The following is an 18,139-nucleotide window of genomic DNA, read 5'->3' on the forward strand; positions in this document are numbered from 1 at the left end:
GAAGCCCTGGCAGATCTGATAGGCCCCATAGACCCTCCTCACCCCAGGATCAGGAAGCAGGGCCAGTCGACGCTGACGGGCTGAGCCTGGAACACAATGGCTGACCAATTTCCTCGCCGGGTCCCTGGGTAGTGATGGAGGTTCCATCGCTTCAGCAGGTTGGTGGAGCTGTGTTAATTGCTGGGTGGATCCGGTACTCGAGTGCTGCTTGCGCAGGTCTGATTGGGTTTCATTTCGTTTCGATTGAGTTGCATTGTAGTTAAAATTGTAGATCTAATCTACTCAGGGCCTATCAGCTTCGCTTTATGTTCTCCTTTCGGCAGCTATGTTGTCTGGACTATTTGGTTTGGCTGAGGTCTGGAAATGAGGCGGCGAAGCGTTTGCATTGTGATCAGTCGTTGATATCCCGCAATGCGGCTCTGATCGTGAAGTCTCTGGGTTTGCGGTCGTTTAAGGGTGATGGTGAGTGGCGGGTTGATGGTGATGCCACTCTCCTCAATCTGGAGCGAGAGGTGCATCAGCTCAGTCGTTGGAAGCAGAAGAGCGGTTTGCGCATCGACGCTATTTATGGAGATGCTCCCCTGTATTTCAAGGAGCCAGTTGATGGTTGGGTTTTGGGAAGCTTTGATTTTATGAACATGGCATTCCCTTTGTCTTTACTCAGGGATGGGGTGATCGATGCCTGGATGGGGATTTATCCAGATGTTCCCGAAGCAGATGATGAAGAGTTTTCTGTTTTTCACTTAACGCGTTTCCCGGCTCATCTGGTGGTTGATCCGGAGCATCCGCTGCTGCGCTCGGCTGAGGGCCTGTCCTGGTCGGATCTGGCCGGCTATCCGTTTACATCGTTGCCGGATCAGGCGTTTCCGAAGATGGCAGCGATGTTGCGCAGTCTTGGGTGTGGCTCTGCAACGCCTGGAATCACGAGATATAGCCATGCGAAGTGGGAGGGACGCACCGCCGATCAGCTCACGATTTCCTACGCCTCTCCATTGACCCTTCAGCAACGTGCAGCTGGTCGGGTGGTGCTACCGGTGGGTAGCCCTTTCTCTCTGGGTGATTCTCTGGTCGTGAAAAGGAAGTTTGCTGATCACGCCACCCTCGCGCACCTGCTGGATGTCTTGAGGGATCGAGCTTAGCAGCTTGCCCGTCAGTTTGCTGAGGTGGAGTTGGTTAATGGTTGAGTCACGTTCCGGTGAATCACCACATCGGGGTGGCCGGCGGCCTGGACGGTGAGGTGATCGAGCAGCTGCGCGCGCAACATCAGCGTGCGGGGATGCGCGCTGAACTCCTGATGCACCATCAGTACATCGCCCGCCTGCACGGGTAGTTGTTGCTCGAGCCGCACCCATCCTGGGCCGTAGGCGTGCAGCGTGAGCGGTGAGCTGTAGCCAATCAGCATCTCCTCCACCGTTCGCTTGCCCCACCAGGGGGCCTGGCGCATGGCTTGTTCTCTCTCGGGGCATGGCAGCAGGCTGCAGCGCTCAAGCACGCTTTCAAACACTGGGAAGGCGCCATGGGGCAGGGGAAGCACTGGATAGGGCAGGAGCTCCTCCCAGGGGATGGTGCCGCGGTGCTCCGCCAACGGATGGCCGATCGGCACCATCAGGTTTATGGGCATGGTGGTGAGTCGCAAAGCACTCAATCCAGGCCGTACAGGTGCATCCGGTTCTGAGCAGATCCAGGCGTCGATCACCCTGTCTTCGAGCAGGGCGAGGGGTTGTTCGTAGTCGAGTTGGTTGAAGTTGCCCCGTTGCCAGTCGGGCAGATCCAATGCGTCCAGCCCGGGTGCCGACCAGTGCTGGGCTTCCAGACGCAGCTTGAGGTTGCGTTCCCAGCGCGTTTTCTGGTGCACCCGTCGCTCCAGATTGATCAGCTCGGTGTCGCCGATCAGGCGCCACTCGCTGCGTTTACGGGCGAGCTCTAGGCCGAACACCTCCAGGCACTTCCGGCTGTTGCGGCTCACCGTGGGCTGCGCGCAGGCGAGGGCAGCGGCGGCGCGTTGACCAGTGCGCAGCCAGATCATGTAATCGAGGGCGGCCAGGCACTCCAGCGAAATCACGGCGGTTTGACCCTGGCTCGAAGCAAAAATAAGGGAAGGAATTGCCAAAACCTGGCTGATTGCCGGCATTCGCACATCGGAGTGGCGCTTGATGCAAAATCTGCATAAGCGGAGGGGGTGGCTGAGTTGGTGCGCTGGCGCTGTTCTGGTGTCGTAGCCGGTTTTTGCTTAAGGTCGCTTCTCCCTTAAACGGCTCATGGCACGGGTGTCTCAGTCAGCCCAGCCCAGGCCGCAGCAGATCTGGCGGGGGCCGTTGGTGGCGGGTCTCTGTTTTGGTGTCGCCTACGGCGTCACCCAGCGGTTGCTCAGCGTCAACGTGGTTGAGCTGATCCGTTTCGGCCCTGGCTTCGATGTGCAGGTGTTCCCGGGCACGAGCCTCGAGAGCATGAAGCTGCGCTACGGCGCCGCCGAGGCGGAGATCCGCGGTGATCTCGAACTGCAGGAGCTGGAGCGGCAGCAGCAGGCGGAAGCGAAGAAGCGGGCCGAAGAAGCGAAGCAGGCCGAGGAAGCGCTCAAGCGTTCTGCCGCCGCTGAGCCCCTGAGCGAGCCCGATCTTCCGGCGGTCGATCCACTCCCCGCACCCGAACCTCTGTTGGCACCGAAGCCCAAGCCCAAACCCAAACCCAAGCCTGATCCGGCTCAGCAACCCAGGCCCGCGGCAATGCCAGCTCCTCTGCCCGTGCCCGCGCCACAACCGGTTCCAACGGCGCCTCCCGCTCCCCAGCTCTGATCTGCCACAGTTTCAGCAGATCTCCCCTGGCCTCGGCCCGATCGGCTGCCATGAGCACACCCCAGACCCTGGTGCAGGCAGCACTGAATCGGCTTTCGGCCCGCCTTGGCAGTGGTTTGGCTGATGTGGCGGCCGGCTTGGCCGTGCTCGCCCAGGACGCGCCTGAGCGGTTTCGCCAGGAGTGGGATCTGTTTCGTGAGGAGGTGGAACTGGAGGCTCAACGGCTTGAGCGGAGTGAGCCTGATCCTGCTGTGGATCCTGAGGTGCACCCCGTGCCGGCGGATCCTCAGCAGCAGATTGATCAGCTGCGCGCCCAGGTGGCTCGGGTGGCGCGGTGCCTGGAGGAGCAGGCCTGATGCCCGCTCTCACGCAGGGCTTTCGCAGCGCTAGCCGGGTGCTGCGCATTTGGTCGGCCGTGTTTCAGCTTTTGCTCTGGCTGTGGCTCGATGCCCGCAACTGGAGCTACCCCGGTGGCGTGAGCGAGGCACGCCGCGCGGCGCGTCAGCGGCGCCGGGCCCGTTGGCTCACGGCTGAACTGCTCGAGCTGGGCTCGGCCTTCATCAAATTGGGGCAGCTGCTCTCGGCACGGCCTGATGTGCTGCCCGCCAGTTGGGTGGACGAGCTCTCTCGCTTGCAAGACAGCGTTCCCGCGTTCTCGTTTGAAACCGCACAGGCGCTGCTGGAGCAGGAACTGGGCGACCGCTGTGCCGAGATCATCGACCTCGACCCCGATCCCCTCGGCGCCGCCAGCCTTGCGCAGGTGCACCGCGCCAGCTTGCGCAGCGGGCGCCAGGTGGTGTTCAAGATCCAGCGCCCAGGTCTGGAGCGGTTGTTCCGACTGGATTTGGAGGTGATGCAGCAGGTGGCCGCTGTGTTGCAGCGCCATCCCAGCTGGGGCGTGGGGCGCGATTGGGTGTCGATCGCCCAGGAGTGCCGGCGGGTGTTGTTGCGGGAGCTGGATTTCCGCCTGGAAGCGGAGCATGCCGCCCGTTTCCGCCAGCAGTTTCTCGACGATCCAGGCATTCGCATTCCAGCGGTGGTGTGGGAGCTCACCACTCGGCGAGTGCTCTGCCTTGATTACGTGCCTGGCATCAAGATCAACGACCGCGAAGCGATTCTTGAGGCCGGTATCGATCCGGCTGTGGTGGCGGAGAAGGGAGCAGCGAGTTATCTGCAACAGCTGGTGCGCTTTGGTTTCTTTCACGCCGATCCCCATCCGGGCAACCTGGCCGTGGCCCGCGATGGCGCGCTGATCTACTACGACTTCGGCATGGTGGGCAGCCTGTCGCAAGGGCTGCGCAGTCGCTTGGGCCGCATGGTGACGGCCGCCGCTGCCAGGGATGCCGGCGCTTTGGTGAGCGAATTGCAGGCCGCCGGTGTGATCGCTGCCGATATCGACCCAGGCCCGGTGCGGCGTCTGGTGCGGGTGATGCTCACCGAAGCGCTCACGCCACCCTTCTCCGCCAATGTGATTGAGAAGCTCTCGGGAGATCTCTATGAGTTGGTATACGGCCAGCCATTCCGGCTACCGCCGGAGCTGATCTTCGTGATGCGCGCTCTGTCCACCTTTGAGGGGGTGGGCCGCAGCCTCGACCCCAGCTTTAGCCTCGTGGCCATCGCCCGCCCCTACCTGCTGCCGCTGATGACTGGTTCTGGCAATGCTCCCAACGACCTGTTCAATCAGCTGGGACGCCAGGCGGTGGAGGTGGGCAGCCGCGCACTGGGCTTGCCCCAGCGCTTGGATGACAGTTTGGTGCGGATTGAGCAGGGTGACCTGCAGGTGCAAATCCGCGCTGGCGAAACCGACCGCCAATTGCGGCGCATGGTGACCGCTCAGCACGCGATTGGTCAGTCGGTGTTGCTGGGGTGTCTAAGTCTGGCCACAGCACTCCTCGCCGCAAGTGCGCGGCCAGCGTTGGCGGTGGCACCGTTGATCCTCGGTGTACCGGTGGGATTGAGCTGGCTGAAGCTGCAGACACGCTTGCGCCGGGACATACGCATTGAAAAGCTGCCCGGCGCAAGCGCAGGCAGCTGATCAAGAAGGCTGAGGCGTGGGGATCAGGCCTTGCCGCGGGGGCCGCGGTCTTCAGCGCCGGCATACACCGCCTGGCTACCCAGTTCGTCTTCGATGCGCAGCAGCTGGTTGTATTTGGCGACGCGCTCGCTACGGCTCAGGGAACCGGTTTTGATCTGGCCGGCGCGGGTGGCTACCGCCAGGTCGGCAATGGTGGTGTCTTCGGTTTCACCGGAGCGGTGAGAGATCACGCTGGTGTAGCCGGCGCGGCCCGCTAAGTCGATGGCCTGCAGGGTTTCGGTGAGGGTGCCGATCTGGTTCACCTTGATCAGGATCGAGTTGGCCACCCCCAGGTCGATGCCGCGCTGCAGGCGGGCGCTGTTGGTCACGAACAGGTCGTCGCCCACCAGTTGCACGGTTTTGCCCAGTTTCTCGGTGAGCAGGGCCCAGCCATCCCAGTCGTCTTCGGCCACGCCATCCTCGATCGAGGTGATCGGGAAGCGGCTCACCAGGGCTGCCAGCTGATCCACCATCTCAGCGCTGGTGTAGTGGCCGCCGTCGAAGGCGTAGCGGCCGTCTTTGAAGAACTCGGTGCTGGCCACATCCAGGGCCAGGGAGATCTGATCGCCAGGGCGGTAGCCGGCCTTTTCGATGGCCTGAACCAGCAGGTCGCCAGCTTCGATGTTGCCCAGGTCGGGAGCGAAGCCGCCTTCATCGCCCACGGCGGTGCTCAGGCCCTTGTCTTTGAGCAGGCCCTTGAGGGTGTGGAACACCTCGGTGCCCATGCGTAGCGCCTCCCGGAAGGTGGGGGCACCGTGGGGCACCAGCATGAATTCCTGAAAATCCAGGCTGTTGGCCGCGTGGGCGCCGCCGTTGATCACGTTCATCAACGGCACCGGCAGCAGGTTGGCCATCGGGCCGCCCAGATAGCGGTAGAGGGGGAGGCCCACGCCGTTGGCGGCGGCCCGGGCGGTGGCCAGGCTCACGGCCAGGATCGCGTTGGCGCCGAGGGCGCTCTTGTTGGCACTGCCATCGAGCTCGAGCATCGCCGCATCCACGGTGCCCTGATCCAGGGCGCTCAGGCCGCAGAGGGCAGGGGCGATCTTCTCTTCAATGTTGCTCACCGCCTGCAGCACGCCTTTACCGCAGTAGCGGCTGCCGCCATCGCGCAGTTCACAGGCTTCGTGGGCGCCGGTACTGGCGCCGCTGGGCACGATGGCGCGGCCGCTGGCCCCGCCCTCGAGCATCACCTCGGCTTCCACCGTGGGGGTCCCGCGGGAATCGAGCACCTCCCGGGCCACGATGGTGTCAATCACGAGGTCGAGGGTGTCGATCACAGCGGCCTAGGTGTGTCTCGGTGGTCCTTGAAGGGGATCCTATGGGTCGCCCCTGCCGCCCCTCTTGTGCCCGTTGGCACCGAACGGTGAGCTCTGGTCAGAATGCGCCTGGCTGATTTGCTTCCATGCGCTTACTCCACACGATGCTGCGGGTCGGCGACCTGGACCGCTCGATCACCTTCTATACGGAGGTGCTGGGCATGCGATTGCTACGCCGCAAGGACTACCCCGGTGGACGCTTCACCCTCGCCTTTGTGGGTTATGGCGAGGAGAGCGACACCAGCGTGCTCGAACTCACCCACAACTGGGACACCAGCAGCTACGAGATCGGTACGGGCTATGGCCACATCGCTCTCGGGGTAGACGACATCGTGGGGGTGTGCGATCAGATCCGCGCCAAGGGCGGCCGGGTGGTGCGTGAACCGGGTCCAATGAAGAACGGCAGCACGGTGATCGCCTTCGTGGAAGACCCCGACGGCTACAAGGTGGAACTGATCGAGTTGAGCTCCCGCACCCATGCGGCCTGACACCCTCACCGCCGAACCCGATCGCTTCAGCGAAGCCGCCTGGGATCTTCTGCTGGCCAGCCAGGAGCAGGCCCGCCGCTGGCGCCACAGCGAGATGGATGTGGAGCATCTGCTGCAGGTGCTGTTCAGCGATGCCCGCTACGCCAGCTGGATCGACCCACTGCCCTTGGATCCCGAGGCACTGCTCGATCAGCTGGATGATTTCTGCGCGGATCAGCCCACCGGCTCGGGCCGTGAGCTCTACATCGGCGAAGCGCTTGAAGCGCTGCTCGACGGCGCTGAGCGCCGCCGGGCTGTTGCCGGTGCCCAGCTGATTGATGTTCCCCAGATCCTGCTTGCCCTCCTGGAAGATCCACGCCTGGGCCGCCCCTTGCTGGTGGCTCAGGGCTTGAGCGAAGACCTGTTGCTGCGTCAGCAACGGCCTGAACCGGTGCGTCGCGCTCCTGAGCCCTCTCCCCCGCCAGCGGCACCTTCCGCGCCGCCTCGCTCGGCGCCAGCTCCGATCAGCGCAGCAGCCCCAGAGCAGCCTGCGCTCACCTTGGAGCAGGAACCCAGCGCTCTCGAGCAGTTCGGCCGCGATCTCACCGCCGCCGCCCGCGCCGGCGAGCTGGATCCCGTGATCGGCCGCGACACCGAGATTCGCCGCTTGATGCAGGTGCTCTCCCGCCGCGGCAAGAACAACCCCGTGCTGATCGGAGAACCGGGCGTGGGTAAAACCGCCATCGCGGAGCTGCTGGCCCAGCGGATCGTGGCCGGTGAGGTGCCCGATGCCCTCAAGGGTCAGCGCCTGATCAGCCTCGATCTGGGGGCCCTGATCGCCGGTGCCAAATTCCGCGGGCAGTTTGAGGAGCGCCTGCGCAGCGTGCTCAACGAGGTGCGCGAGGCCGAGCGGGACGGCGCCGGCGTGATCCTCTTCATTGATGAGCTGCACACGGTGGTGGGGCCTGAGCGCTCCAGCAGCGATGCGGGCAGCATCCTCAAGCCGGCCCTGGCCCGCGGCGATCTGCGCTGCATCGGTGCCACCACCCCTGAGGAGTACAGCCGCACGGTGGAGAAGGATCCGGCCCTCAACCGCCGTTTCCAGCAGGTGCTGATCAAGGAGCCCGGGCTCGAGGAGAGCACCCTGATCCTGCGCGGCCTGAAAGAGCGCTACGAGCTGCACCACGGCGTGGCGATCACCGATGGCGCGGTGGTGGCGGCGGCGCGGCTAGCGGATCGCTACATCACGGATCGCTGCCTGCCCGATTCAGCCATTGATCTGATTGATGAGGCGGCAGCCCAGCTGCGCATGGAGGTCACCTCCAAACCGCGCCTGGTGGAGGAGGCCGAAGCGGAATTGCGGCGGGTGGAGTTGGCACTGCTCTCGGCGGAGAGTGCCCCGGAGGTTGAGCGGGTGACGTTGCAGGAGCAGCGCCGCCTGGCCAGCAGCGCCCTGCAGGAGTTGCAACAGCGCTGGCAGGGCGAGCGCGAGGAGCTGGCCGAGCTGCGTCAGCTGCTGGCCGACGACGAGAGCCTGCGGCTGCAGATCGCGGAGGCCGAGCGCGATGGGGATCTGGAAGAGGCGGCGCGCCTGCAATACGACCAGCTGCATGGGGTGCAGCAACGGCGCAGCACGCTGGAGGAGCAGCTGTTGGAGCAGCAGCGCTCGGGCCAGTCGTTGCTGCGTGAGCAGGTGGAGGAGGGCGATATCGCCGATGTGGTGGCGCGCTGGACGGGTATTCCCGTGCAACGTCTGCTGGCGGGAGAGCGCCAGAAGCTGCTGGAGCTGGAGCAACGGCTGGGCAAGCGGGTGATCGGGCAGCGGGAGCCGGTGGCGGCGGTGGCTGCGGCGATTCGCCGTGCCCGGGCCGGCATGAAGGATCCCCGCCGGCCGGTGGGCTCGTTTTTGTTTCTTGGCCCCACGGGTGTGGGCAAAACGGAGCTGGCCAAGGCCCTGGCCGCGGCCCTCTTCGACGAAGAGGACGCGCTGGTGCGGCTCGACATGAGCGAATTTATGGAGCGCAATGCCGTGGCCCGGCTGCTGGGGGCTCCTCCCGGCTATGTGGGCTACGAGGAGGGTGGCCAGCTCACCGAGGCCGTGCGCCGCCGCCCGTATGCGGTGCTGCTGCTCGATGAGGTGGAGAAGGCCCACCCGGATGTGTTCAATGTGCTGCTGCAGGTGCTCGACGACGGCCGCCTCACCGACTCGCAGGGCCGCACCGTGGATTTCCGCCACACCGTGGTGGTGATGACCAGCAACCTGGCCAGTCGCGCCATCCTCGACAACGCCCGCGGTGGCGGCGATCCTGCGGCGCTGGAACAACAGGTTGATCAGGCCCTGGCCAGCCAGTTCCGGCCGGAATTCCTCAACCGTATCGACGAGGTGATCCGCTTCCAGCCCCTTGGGCCTGAAGAGCTGCAGAGCATCGTGCATCTGCAGCTGGCCGAGCTGGCGGCGCTGCTGCGGGAGCAGGGCCTGGAGCTCCAGGTGGATCCGCCGGTGGTGCCGTGGCTAGCCCAGCAGGGATACGAGCCGGAGTACGGCGCACGGCCGCTGCGTCGTCTGCTGCGTCGCCGCATCGAAAATCCTCTGGCCACCGAACTGCTCGAGGAGCGCTTCCTCGGCGCGGCCGCCGTGCAGGTGAGCCTGGCTGAGGCTGAGGGCGCGCTGCACTTCAGTCCCGTCGGCCAGGCCGTTTGATCACGTCCGGTAGGGTGGCTGTTTGCGCAACAGCGTGAGCGCTCGCTGTGCGAACCCCTTCTGGACACTCCGGTGGAAACCCCGACAGAGCCACAACCCAACCCGCCAGCCTCCGAGGGCTTTGTGGGCAACACCGTGGCCGAGCTCCGCAAGGTGGTGTGGCCCAGTCGCCAGCAGCTGTTCGCCGAGTCGGTGGCTGTGATCCTGATGGTGACCCTCTCGGCCTTCGCCATCGCCGCCATCGATCGCTTCTACAGCTGGGTGAATGCCCAGGTGTTCCGCTGATTCATCGTTCTTCCCTTGCCGTTGCCCGTGTCCGACGTTGATCTGAGCCCCGAAGAGTTGGCTGTTGCCGATGTGGCCGAGGTGGCTGAAGCCCCGGCTCCTGCCGTTGCCGAAGGGCGTGCTCCGATCGCCCGCTGGTATGCGGTGCAGGTGGCCTCCAGCTGTGAGAAGAAGGTGAAGGCCACGCTCGAGCAGCGCGCCGTGACCCTGGGCGTGGACAACCGCATCCTCGAGATCGAAATCCCGCAGACCCCGGCGGTGAAGCTCAAGAAAGACGGCAGCCGCACCAGCACCGAAGAGAAGGTGTTCCCCGGCTATGTGCTCGTGCGCATGGTGCTGGATGAGGACACGATGATGGCGGTGCGCAGCACCCCGAACGTGATCAACTTTGTGGGCGCTGAAGATCGCCGCGCCACCGGCAAGGCCCGCGGTCACATCAAACCCCGCCCCCTCAGCCGCTCCGAGGTGGATCGCATCTTCAAGCGCGCCGCTGAGAAGAAGCCTGTGGTGAAGGTCGACCTCACCGAGGGCGATCAGATCTTGGTCACGGCTGGTCCGTTCAAGGATTTCCAGGGCGAGGTGATCGAAGTGTCGGGCGAGCGCAACAAGCTCAAGGCCCTGCTCTCAATCTTCGGCCGGGAAACCCCGGTGGAACTCGAGTTCTCCCAGATCAGCAAGCAGAGCTGATTCCGGTGCGGCCGTCTCCCTGCGGAGGGCGGCCACAGGCGGTGTTCCGGTCTCCGGGATCCGCCGCACCCGCTGCCCTAGGGTCGCGGATCCGCAGATTGCTCAAGACGCCAGGACGATGGCAAAAAAAGTTGTAGCTGTGATCAAGCTGGCCCTCCAGGCCGGTAAAGCCAACCCCGCGCCGCCGGTGGGCCCTGCCCTCGGTCAGCACGGCGTGAACATCATGGCGTTCTGCAAGGAGTACAACGCTCGGACGCAGGACAAGGCTGGCTATGTGATTCCGGTTGAAATCTCGGTTTTTGAAGACCGCAGTTTCACCTTCATCACCAAGACCCCTCCCGCTTCCGTGCTGATCAACAAAGCAGCCGGCATCGAGAAGGGTGCTGCCACCTCCTCCAAGGGTTCCGTGGGCGCCATCAGCCGCGCACAGCTCGAGGAGATCGCCAAGACCAAGCTGCCCGACCTCAACTGCACCAGCGTTGACTCGGCTATGCGCATCATCGAAGGCACCGCCCGCAACATGGGCGTTGCCGTGAAGGACTGAAATCAGCGGGCCTCGGCCCAACGCTGATCCCCGTCCCCTTCTTGTCCCTTATCGGGGGAGAGCCCTTGGGCTCGCCTGCACCCCACGCCTGACATGCCCAAAGTTTCCAAGCGTTATTCCGCCGCCTTCGGCAAGGTTGAGACCCGCACCTATTCCCCGTTGGATGCGGTGGAACTGGTGAAGGCCAACGCCACCGCCAAGTTCGACGAGACCGTTGAGGCCCACGCCCGCCTCGGCATCGACCCGAAGTACACCGACCAGCAGCTGCGCACCACCGTGGCGCTGCCCCACGGCACCGGCCAGAGCATCCGCATCGCCGTGATCGCCCGTGGTGAAAAGGTTGCCGAGGCCAAGGCTGCCGGCGCCGACCTGGCTGGTGACGACGAGCTGGTGGACACCATCGCCAAGGGCGAGATGGAGTTCGACCTGCTGATCGCTACCCCCGACATGATGCCCAAGGTGGCCAAGCTGGGTCGTGTGCTCGGCCCCCGTGGCCTGATGCCCAACCCCAAGGCAGGCACGGTCACCACCGATCTGGCTGGCGCCATTAGCGAGTTCAAGGCCGGCAAGCTTGAGTTCCGCGCTGACCGCACCGGCATCGTGCACGTGCGTTTCGGGAAAGCCAGCTTCGACGCCGCCAAGCTGCTCGACAACCTCAAGGCCCTCCAGGAGACCATCGACCGCAACAAGCCCAGCGGTGCGAAGGGTCGCTATTGGAAGAGCCTCTACATCACCTCCACCATGGGTCCCTCGGTGGAAGTGGATGTGTCCGCCCTGCAGGACATCAAGCAGGACGGCTGATCGTCAGCGCCTGTCGGCGGGGATCCCCTGCCGCCTTGCCCCCGCTCCGGCGGGGGCTTTGTTGTATGTTTGCAAGCTGGCTAACGCCAGAAGGGCACGCGCCCTACCCAAGACAGCAGGTCTGCCCAAGTTCGGCGTTCACTCCGGTGATTCGCTGCCGTAAGCCGTAAACCCTGCCGAGGTGCACGCGACTGGTTTTGCCCTGGCGGTTCGCTGCTGGGGGAATGCAAGCCGCAGCCCCTCGAGTGCATCCGCACTGGGGCTGCGTACCCGGCTTGTTCCCCCGATCCGATCCGTTTCCTATGGGCCGCACGCTGGAGAACAAGCAACAGATCGTCGAAGAGCTCAAGCAGCTCCTCGGTGAGGCCGAAATGGCGCTGGTTCTTGATTACAAGGGCCTGTCCATCAAGGAGATGTCTGATCTGCGGACCCGTCTGCAGGCCAGCAACGGTGTGTGCAAGGTGACCAAAAACACCTTGATGCGCCGTGCCATTGATGGCGACAGCGCTTGGTCGGAACTGGATTCCCTCCTCACCGGCACCAACGCCTTCGTGCTCGTCAAGGGCGACGTGGGTGGTGCCGTGAAGGCCGTTCAGGCCTTCCAGAAGGACACCAAGAAATCGGAAACGAAGGGCGGCCTTTTCGAAGGCAAGCTCCTCTCGCAGACCGAAATCAAGGCCATCGGGGATCTGCCCTCCAAGGAGGTGCTCATGGCGCAGATCGCAGGTGCGATCAACGCTGTGGCTACCAAGGTGGCTGTGGGCATCAACGAAGTTCCCTCCGGTCTTGCCCGGGCGCTCAAGCAGCACGCCGACGGCGAGGGCACGGCCAACTGAGGCCTGCTCTGCTGAGCTCTCCGCTCCGACTGTTCACACAGATCTGTTGCTGATTCCCAACCATGTCTGCTACAACCGACCAAATTCTCGAGCAACTGAAGTCGCTCTCTCTGCTTGAAGCTTCCGAGCTCGTCAAGCAGATTGAAGAGGCTTTCGGTGTGTCCGCCGCCGCGTCTGCCGGCGTTGTGATGGCCGCTCCCGCCGCTGGTGGTGGTGCTGAAGCCGCTGAAGAGAAGACCGAGTTCGACGTCGTTCTCGAAAGCTTCGACGCTGCTGCCAAGATCAAAGTGCTCAAGGCCGTGCGCGAAGCCACCGGCCTGGGCCTGGGCGAAGCCAAGGCTCTCGTGGAAGGCGCCCCTTGCTCCGTCAAGGAAGGCGTGTCCAAGGCTGATGCCGAGACCCTCAAGAAGGCCATTGAAGAGGCCGGCGGCAAGGTCACCATCAAGTGATCACGCCCGTGGCCCGCTCGTTGGGCCACACCACTCCATCGCCAGCCGGTCCTTCGGGGCCGGCTTTTCTCATGCGGGTCACACCGGTTGGCTGCCCTGCGACCTGCCAATAAAAAAGCCCCGCCGAAGGCAGGGCTTTGAGTTCGGAACGCTTCTGGGAGTCTGTCCTCGTTTCGACCCCGGAAGTGGTGTCCCGCACTCCTCACACAAGAGAAACTTACGGCAGGAGGAAAACATGGGCCAGGGGAGGTGGACCGCTGTGTGAGCTGGCCTACGGCTTGTAGGGGATCACTTGCAGGGCGATGGGGCCGCTGCTGTTGTCCGGTTGCGGTGGCAATGGCTTGAGCGCGCCGAGGGCGGCCGGCATGGCGGTGGTGGTGCTGTTGCGGCTGGCTTTGGCGATCAGCTGGCTGAGAGGGGTGCCGTTGGCGAAATACACGTGGCTCAGGGTCTGGCTGCCGTAGGCGCGCCGCTCCAGGTTCCAGCCCGGCTCCAGCTTGATGGCCACGAAGCCATTGCGGTCGCGCTTGGGCAGGGGCCCTGTGCCCACCAGGAGTTCCGCGGGCTGGCTGGGGCTCATCGCGACCAGTGCCACGCCCTGGCCCTGCTGCTCCAGTCGCAGCCGGTAGCGGCTGGCCAAGTCTTGATCAGCCACCCGTAGCGAGTAGCCGTTGCTGTCCAGGTAGCGGCTGCAGATGCCGCTGAAATCAAAGCGGTTGAGGGCCGGATCGATCAGCCCATCGCCGCGTTGTTCCCAGCAGAGGGGCTGTGGCTTGATCTGCTCGAGCACCAGCAGCTTCCACTCGCTGTTGCCCACGGGCTGCGCCAGCACGGCGAAGCGCTCCTGCTCCAGCGGCTGGCTGCTGAACACACCGGCTGCCCAGGTGGGCGCTGCGGCTGCCGCGACCACGGCCAGGAACGGCAGGTAGGTTCGCTGCATGGGGGTCTCTCCTGCGCTCGGCAACAGGAGAGAGTTGTACCGGACTTGGAGGTGAACGCCCAGTGCCCGATCAGCCAGTGGTGGTAGCGGCCGCCTGTGATGGAGCCTGTAGCGGCAACCCCGGTCCCGGAGGCTGGGGGTGCCTGCTGCGTTTCAGCGATGGTTCGGTGCAGGAGTTTGGTGGCTTTGAAGCCAACACCACCAATAACCGCATGGAGCTCACAGCAGCGTTAACGCTGCTCGAGAAGCTGGCAGTGCTGCCGCGTGATCCCAACCTCACGATTCGCACCGATTCCAAATATCTGATCGATGGCTTCAGCAAGTGGATCAATGGCTGGAAGCGCAAGGGCTGGCGCACCGCTTCCGGCAGCCCTGTGCTCAACCGCGATCTCTGGGAGGCTCTTGATGCCGCTCGCGTGAACGGTCTGCCGTTCTCCTACGTGAAAGGTCACAGCGGCGATCCCGATAACGACCGCTGCGACGCCATTGCCGTGGCCTTCTCGAAACGCCAGCAGCCCCAGCTGGCGCAGGGCGACTACGGCGGTCTGATGGTGAGCGAGCCTGAGCCGGCGCCCGACCTGGCGCCGCCGGCACTGCAGCAGCTGCTCACCCGCCTGGAGTTGGCTGATCGCCTGGCGGATGGTGGCTATGGCCTCAGCCTGATGGAGCTCGCCCAGCTGGTGGAGCAGCCACTCAAAAAGCTTGAGGCGCGCACGGAATCCTGGCGCTGGCGCGACTGGCAGGTGCAGCCAACCGCTGACGCGCGCTGGCGCCTGGCCAGGGACGCGTCAGGATCAGGTGAGGTGGAGAGAGATCTGGATGGCTGAACTCGGCACCGGGGCTCTCTATCAGCGTTTTGTAGGGCCACTGCTCAGCCGCGATGAGGGGGCAGATGCCGAGCAGCTCAGCCAGCTCACCCTCCAGGCCTTAGGCCAGGCCTCGCTGCGGCGCAACTGGCCGCTGGTGAGCGGCAGCCTGGCAGGGTTGGGCGCCGAGCTGGAGGTGCGCGATCTGCGCCTCGAGCAAACGCTGTTTGGTTGCCGCTTCCGCAATCCCGTGGGTCTGGCCGCCGGGTTCGACAAAAACGCCGTGGCCGCTGGCATCTGGCATTTGTTTGGTTTCGGCTTTGCCGAGGTGGGCACGATCACCTGGCATGCCCAGCCCGGCAACCCCAAGCCCCGGCTGTTCCGGCTGGCGGCGGAGCGGGCGGCCCTCAATCGCATGGGTTTCAACAATCGTGGTGCCCTGGCGGCCCGCCGCACCCTGGAGCGGCAAGCCTTGCCAGCGGTGGGTCAGCGGCCGGCGGTGCTGGGGATCAATCTCGGCAAGTCCAAAATCACCTCCCTGGAGCAGGCGCCAGACGATTACGCCTCGTCGCTGGAGCTGCTGGCTCCCCTGGCGGATTACGCCGTCATCAACGTGAGCTCCCCCAACACCCCGGGCCTCAGGGAGTTGCAAGACGATGCCCAGCTGCGCCGTCTGGTGGAGCGGTTGCGGCGCCTGCCTGCCTGCCCGCCGCTGCTGGTGAAGATCGCTCCCGATCTCGAGGATGAAGCCATCGATGCGATTGCCCGCCTGGCCTACGAGGAGGGCCTGGCCGGCGTGATCGCAGTGAACACCAGCCTCAACCGCCTCGGCCTGGAGCAGCGCCGCATCGTGCAAACCGGCCGCAGCCTGGCCGAAGAAGCCGGTGGCCTCAGTGGCGCCCCGCTCCGCGGCCGCGCCTTGGAGGTGCTGCGGCGCTTGCGGGCGGTGGCGGGTCCCGGCCTGCCCCTGATCGGTGTGGGCGGCATCGATTCCCCCGAGGCGGCCTGGGAGCGCATCTGTGCTGGCGCCTCGTTGATTCAGCTCTACACCGCCTGGATCTATGAGGGCCCGCAGCTTGTGCCCACGATCTTGGAGGGGCTGGTGCAGCAGCTGGATCGCCACGGCTTCCGCAGCATCAGCGAAGCGGTGGGCAGCGGCGTGGGCTGGCGATAGGTTGCGCGCAGATGGCAGCTGAGCTGCGGTGGTGCTTGCGGGCGTCCGAGATCGTTTAGCGCCGCTGCAGAGCTGGCTGTTCCCGCGCCGGGTGTACCTCCAGCTGGAGGATCAGGCTCTCGTGGCGATGGTGCTGGAGGCCGAGCGCCTGGTGTGGCATGAGCGGGTGCCTCTGCCTCAGGGCGTGTGTGAGAACGGGGCGCCTGTAGCGGTGGAGGCCTTGGGCGATCTGCTCGGGGATTGGCTGATTGAGCGCGGTTATCCCGGGGCGCATGTGAAGGCCGTGTTGCCTCGGGCAGCCACCGCCTGGCGGGTGATCGAGTGGCCCGATGGGCAGTGGCCCGAGGCTCCCGAGCTGGTGGTGCGCCAGCAGCAGGGAGAGCTGGATCTGCCCTGGTCGTTGCAGGATGCAGACCTGTGGATCGAGCCGTTGCTGGGCGATCCGCCGCGGTCGTTGTTGTTGGCAGTGCAGCGGCAGCTGCTGGAGGCCTGGATCGAGGTGTGCAGCCAGGCGGGCATCGCCCTCGATGGCCTCGAAGCGCTGCCGATCTGCCTCTGGCGCGCCGTGAAGCCTCAGCTCGAGGATGGCGTGCAGGTGGTGCTGCAGCTGGACGACCAGCAGAGCTGGCTCTTGGCCCTTGAGCAGGGTCAGCCGCTGGGGGAGTGGCCCTGCCCACCGGCTGGCGAGCTACTGGAGGCACCACTGCGCCGCTGGGCTCAGCGCTACAGCCCCAGCGCCGGACTCTTGATCGGCTCGGAATCCATGGTGCAAACGTGGCTTCCACAGCTGACGGCCTGGTTGGGCTGCCCGGTGACGCCCTTTGAGCCTGGAGCAGGCACCGCAGCGCTTTGGGGGCTGGCAGCGGGAGAGCGGCAGCCGTGAGCAGGCCGAGCTGGCTGGAGAGCGATGGCGACCTTCTGCGTCAGCGGCGCCTGGAGCGCGGTTTGCCGCCACAGGCGGAGCCGTTGCCGCCGGCCAAGGGGCTGCTGCTGCGTGGGGCTGCCCTGGGGGGAGGGTTGTTGGCGGCTGTGCTGTTGGGTTGGGGTTGGCTGCTGTGGCGCCAGAGCCAGATCAACCAGGAGTTGCAGGATCTGCGGGGCATCACGGCTCAGGTGCAAGCGCTGGAGAGCCAGGCCATGGGCCAGCGCCGCAAGCTCAGCAGCTTGCAGCGCAGCAACGACGGGCTGGCCAAAGGCTTGGTGGCGGTGTCGTCGGGATCGGCTCTGATGGCGCAGTTGGCTGCGATCACTCCTCAGGGCGTTCAGCTCACGGAGGCTCAGGTGCAGGGCAGCAACTTGAAGCTGAAGGGGGTGGCCGCAGATCCGCAGGCGTTTCGGCGGGTGAATGCCTTGAGCCTCTTGCTGGCTGAATCCCTCTTGTTTGACGCGAAGGGTGTGAAGGTGGTGAAGCTCAGCCGTGATCCGGCGAAGCCAGGCGCACCGGTGGATTGGGACCTAACCGCGGCTTTCGCAGCAGTGCCTGCACCGCAGCAGGTTCAGCTGCTCGAGACACTCGGCGCGCAGGGGTTGGCCAGGCGCCTGCAGATCCTGGACCAAGCGGGGGTGCTGCCATGACCAACCTGCAGACGGGGCAGTCGCCCCCCTTCAAGCGCCACTGGTTGCTGGTGGGGTTGCCCATTGCTGCCGGTGTGATCTTGAGCGTTGGGTTGGCAGCGGGGGGAGTGTGGCCCGCCTGGCAGCGCTTGCAGATTGATCAGCGAGAGCTTGAGCAACTGGCGGAGCAGCGCCAGCGCTTGCCTTTGCTGCGGGCCCAGCTCGTGAAGCTGAGCGACAACGTTGCACAAGAGGAGCAACGCAGTCGCCAGATCCTCGGCTTGATTGCAGGCAGCGGCCAGATCAAGACCTTCATGGCCCAACTCAGCGCTGAAGCCCAGCGCAGCGGAGTGGCTCTCGATGGGTATGAGCCGATCACGATCGCGGCACCGAGGGCTGATGCCCAAGCGGCCAAACCCAATGCAGCCAAGGACAAAACCCCAGCTCCCCCACCCGATCCGTTGTTGGCACCAGGTCTGCAGAAAACGTCGTTCCTGCTGAGCGCCAGGGGTTCAGGCCCCCAGCTGCTCAATTTTTTGAGGAGGCTCGAGGCCCTCAGCCTGCTCGTGGTGCAGAGCGATCTCAGCCTGAAGCACGACAGCAACGATGCCGCCACTGCCACGCAACTGCGCCTCAATTTGAGCCTCTACAGCCAAGCCGAGCCGGGCAACGCATCCCCCTGAAGCCTGGCCTGGCCTGGTATTTGCCGATAC

General features: G+C 64.8%; 20 protein-coding genes. 17 read left to right on the top strand and 3 right to left on the bottom strand.

What is annotated here, in order from left to right:
* The first annotated feature begins 398 nt into the window (after positions 1 to 398).
* A complete protein-coding gene (locus KJJ24_RS12795; RefSeq protein WP_214339286.1) occupies positions 399 to 1,139 on the top strand; it encodes a LysR substrate-binding domain-containing protein in 741 nt (246 codons plus the stop codon).
* 11 nt (positions 1,140 to 1,150) lie between these two features.
* Here the strand turns inward: KJJ24_RS12795 and KJJ24_RS12800 are convergent, their stop codons facing one another.
* Positions 1,151 to 2,131: a LysR substrate-binding domain-containing protein gene (locus KJJ24_RS12800; RefSeq protein ID WP_214339288.1), complete on the bottom strand. Its 981-nt coding sequence runs from the start codon at positions 2,129 to 2,131 to the stop codon at positions 1,151 to 1,153.
* A 127-nt stretch (positions 2,132 to 2,258) separates the two neighbouring features.
* On the opposite strand from KJJ24_RS12800, the gene KJJ24_RS12805 reads away from it, so the two are divergent.
* From KJJ24_RS12805 to KJJ24_RS12815, 3 genes are read left to right on the top strand one after another with little or no spacing between them, the layout of a single operon-like run.
* Entirely contained in the window at positions 2,259 to 2,792 is a 534-nt protein-coding gene (locus KJJ24_RS12805) for a hypothetical protein (RefSeq protein ID WP_214339290.1), read from the top strand.
* A gap of 50 nt (positions 2,793 to 2,842) precedes the next feature.
* A complete protein-coding gene (locus tag KJJ24_RS12810) occupies positions 2,843 to 3,148 on the top strand; it encodes a hypothetical protein (protein WP_214339292.1) in 306 nt (101 codons plus the stop codon).
* On the top strand, positions 3,148 to 4,827 hold the full coding sequence (locus KJJ24_RS12815; protein ID WP_214339294.1) for an AarF/ABC1/UbiB kinase family protein: 1,680 nt from the start codon (positions 3,148 to 3,150) through the stop codon (positions 4,825 to 4,827). Before KJJ24_RS12810 ends, KJJ24_RS12815 begins: the two co-directional genes overlap by 1 nt.
* Positions 4,828 to 4,850: 23 nt before the next feature.
* Here KJJ24_RS12815 and eno read toward each other — a convergent pair whose 3' ends face one another.
* Entirely contained in the window at positions 4,851 to 6,143 is a 1,293-nt protein-coding gene (gene eno / locus KJJ24_RS12820; protein ID WP_214339295.1) for a phosphopyruvate hydratase, read from the bottom strand.
* Between the two features lie 125 nt (positions 6,144 to 6,268).
* On the opposite strand from eno, the gene gloA reads away from it, so the two are divergent.
* The 8 genes from gloA (at position 6,269) to rplL (ending at position 12,952) form a co-directional block, all read left to right on the top strand.
* On the top strand, positions 6,269 to 6,670 hold the full coding sequence (gene gloA / locus KJJ24_RS12825; RefSeq protein ID WP_214339296.1) for a lactoylglutathione lyase: 402 nt from the start codon (positions 6,269 to 6,271) through the stop codon (positions 6,668 to 6,670).
* A complete protein-coding gene (locus tag KJJ24_RS12830) occupies positions 6,660 to 9,350 on the top strand; it encodes an ATP-dependent Clp protease ATP-binding subunit (RefSeq protein WP_214339297.1) in 2,691 nt (896 codons plus the stop codon). Before gloA ends, KJJ24_RS12830 begins: the two co-directional genes overlap by 11 nt.
* A 72-nt stretch (positions 9,351 to 9,422) precedes the next feature.
* The gene (gene secE, locus KJJ24_RS12835) at positions 9,423 to 9,635 is read left to right on the top strand and encodes a preprotein translocase subunit SecE (protein ID WP_214339298.1); all 213 of its coding nucleotides are present in this window, start codon (positions 9,423 to 9,425) and stop codon (positions 9,633 to 9,635) included.
* A gap of 27 nt (positions 9,636 to 9,662) precedes the next feature.
* Positions 9,663 to 10,322: a transcription termination/antitermination protein NusG gene (gene nusG / locus KJJ24_RS12840; RefSeq protein ID WP_214343686.1), complete on the top strand. Its 660-nt coding sequence runs from the start codon at positions 9,663 to 9,665 to the stop codon at positions 10,320 to 10,322.
* Between the two features lie 118 nt (positions 10,323 to 10,440).
* Positions 10,441 to 10,866: a 50S ribosomal protein L11 gene (rplK, locus tag KJJ24_RS12845; protein WP_214339299.1), complete on the top strand. Its 426-nt coding sequence runs from the start codon at positions 10,441 to 10,443 to the stop codon at positions 10,864 to 10,866.
* Between the two features lie 93 nt (positions 10,867 to 10,959).
* Positions 10,960 to 11,667 carry a 50S ribosomal protein L1 gene (gene rplA / locus KJJ24_RS12850; RefSeq protein WP_214339300.1) on the top strand — a complete coding sequence of 236 codons (708 nt, stop codon included), beginning with the start codon at positions 10,960 to 10,962 and terminating at the stop codon, positions 11,665 to 11,667.
* 302 nt (positions 11,668 to 11,969) lie between these two features.
* Entirely contained in the window at positions 11,970 to 12,503 is a 534-nt protein-coding gene (rplJ, locus tag KJJ24_RS12855; RefSeq protein ID WP_214339301.1) for a 50S ribosomal protein L10, read from the top strand.
* A 62-nt stretch (positions 12,504 to 12,565) separates the two neighbouring features.
* Positions 12,566 to 12,952 (top strand): 50S ribosomal protein L7/L12, encoded by a 387-nt coding sequence (gene rplL, locus KJJ24_RS12860; protein WP_214339303.1) that lies wholly within the window; start codon positions 12,566 to 12,568, stop codon positions 12,950 to 12,952.
* A gap of 271 nt (positions 12,953 to 13,223) precedes the next feature.
* Here rplL and KJJ24_RS12865 read toward each other — a convergent pair whose 3' ends face one another.
* On the bottom strand, positions 13,224 to 13,892 hold the full coding sequence (locus KJJ24_RS12865) for a DUF3747 domain-containing protein (RefSeq protein WP_214339305.1): 669 nt from the start codon (positions 13,890 to 13,892) through the stop codon (positions 13,224 to 13,226).
* A gap of 62 nt (positions 13,893 to 13,954) precedes the next feature.
* Between KJJ24_RS12865 and KJJ24_RS12870 the strand changes: the two genes are divergently transcribed.
* The 5 genes from KJJ24_RS12870 to KJJ24_RS12890 are packed head-to-tail and all read left to right on the top strand — an operon-like array spanning position 13,955 to position 18,109.
* The gene (locus KJJ24_RS12870; RefSeq protein WP_214339307.1) at positions 13,955 to 14,719 is read left to right on the top strand and encodes a ribonuclease H; all 765 of its coding nucleotides are present in this window, start codon (positions 13,955 to 13,957) and stop codon (positions 14,717 to 14,719) included.
* Positions 14,712 to 15,872, top strand: a complete 1,161-nt coding sequence (locus KJJ24_RS12875) for a quinone-dependent dihydroorotate dehydrogenase (RefSeq protein ID WP_214339309.1) — start codon at positions 14,712 to 14,714, stop codon at positions 15,870 to 15,872. The genes KJJ24_RS12870 and KJJ24_RS12875 overlap by 8 nt, the downstream gene beginning before the upstream one ends.
* A 31-nt stretch (positions 15,873 to 15,903) precedes the next feature.
* A complete protein-coding gene (locus KJJ24_RS12880; protein ID WP_214339311.1) occupies positions 15,904 to 16,755 on the top strand; it encodes a hypothetical protein in 852 nt (283 codons plus the stop codon).
* A complete protein-coding gene (locus KJJ24_RS12885) occupies positions 16,752 to 17,447 on the top strand; it encodes a PilN domain-containing protein (protein ID WP_250544787.1) in 696 nt (231 codons plus the stop codon). Before KJJ24_RS12880 ends, KJJ24_RS12885 begins: the two co-directional genes overlap by 4 nt.
* The gene (locus KJJ24_RS12890) at positions 17,444 to 18,109 is read left to right on the top strand and encodes a hypothetical protein (RefSeq protein ID WP_214339313.1); all 666 of its coding nucleotides are present in this window, start codon (positions 17,444 to 17,446) and stop codon (positions 18,107 to 18,109) included. Before KJJ24_RS12885 ends, KJJ24_RS12890 begins: the two co-directional genes overlap by 4 nt.
* Positions 18,110 to 18,139 lie beyond the last annotated feature (30 nt).

It is taken from the genome of Synechococcus sp. LA31, from assembly GCF_018502385.1.
Lineage (GTDB): Bacteria > Cyanobacteriota > Cyanobacteriia > PCC-6307 > Cyanobiaceae > Vulcanococcus.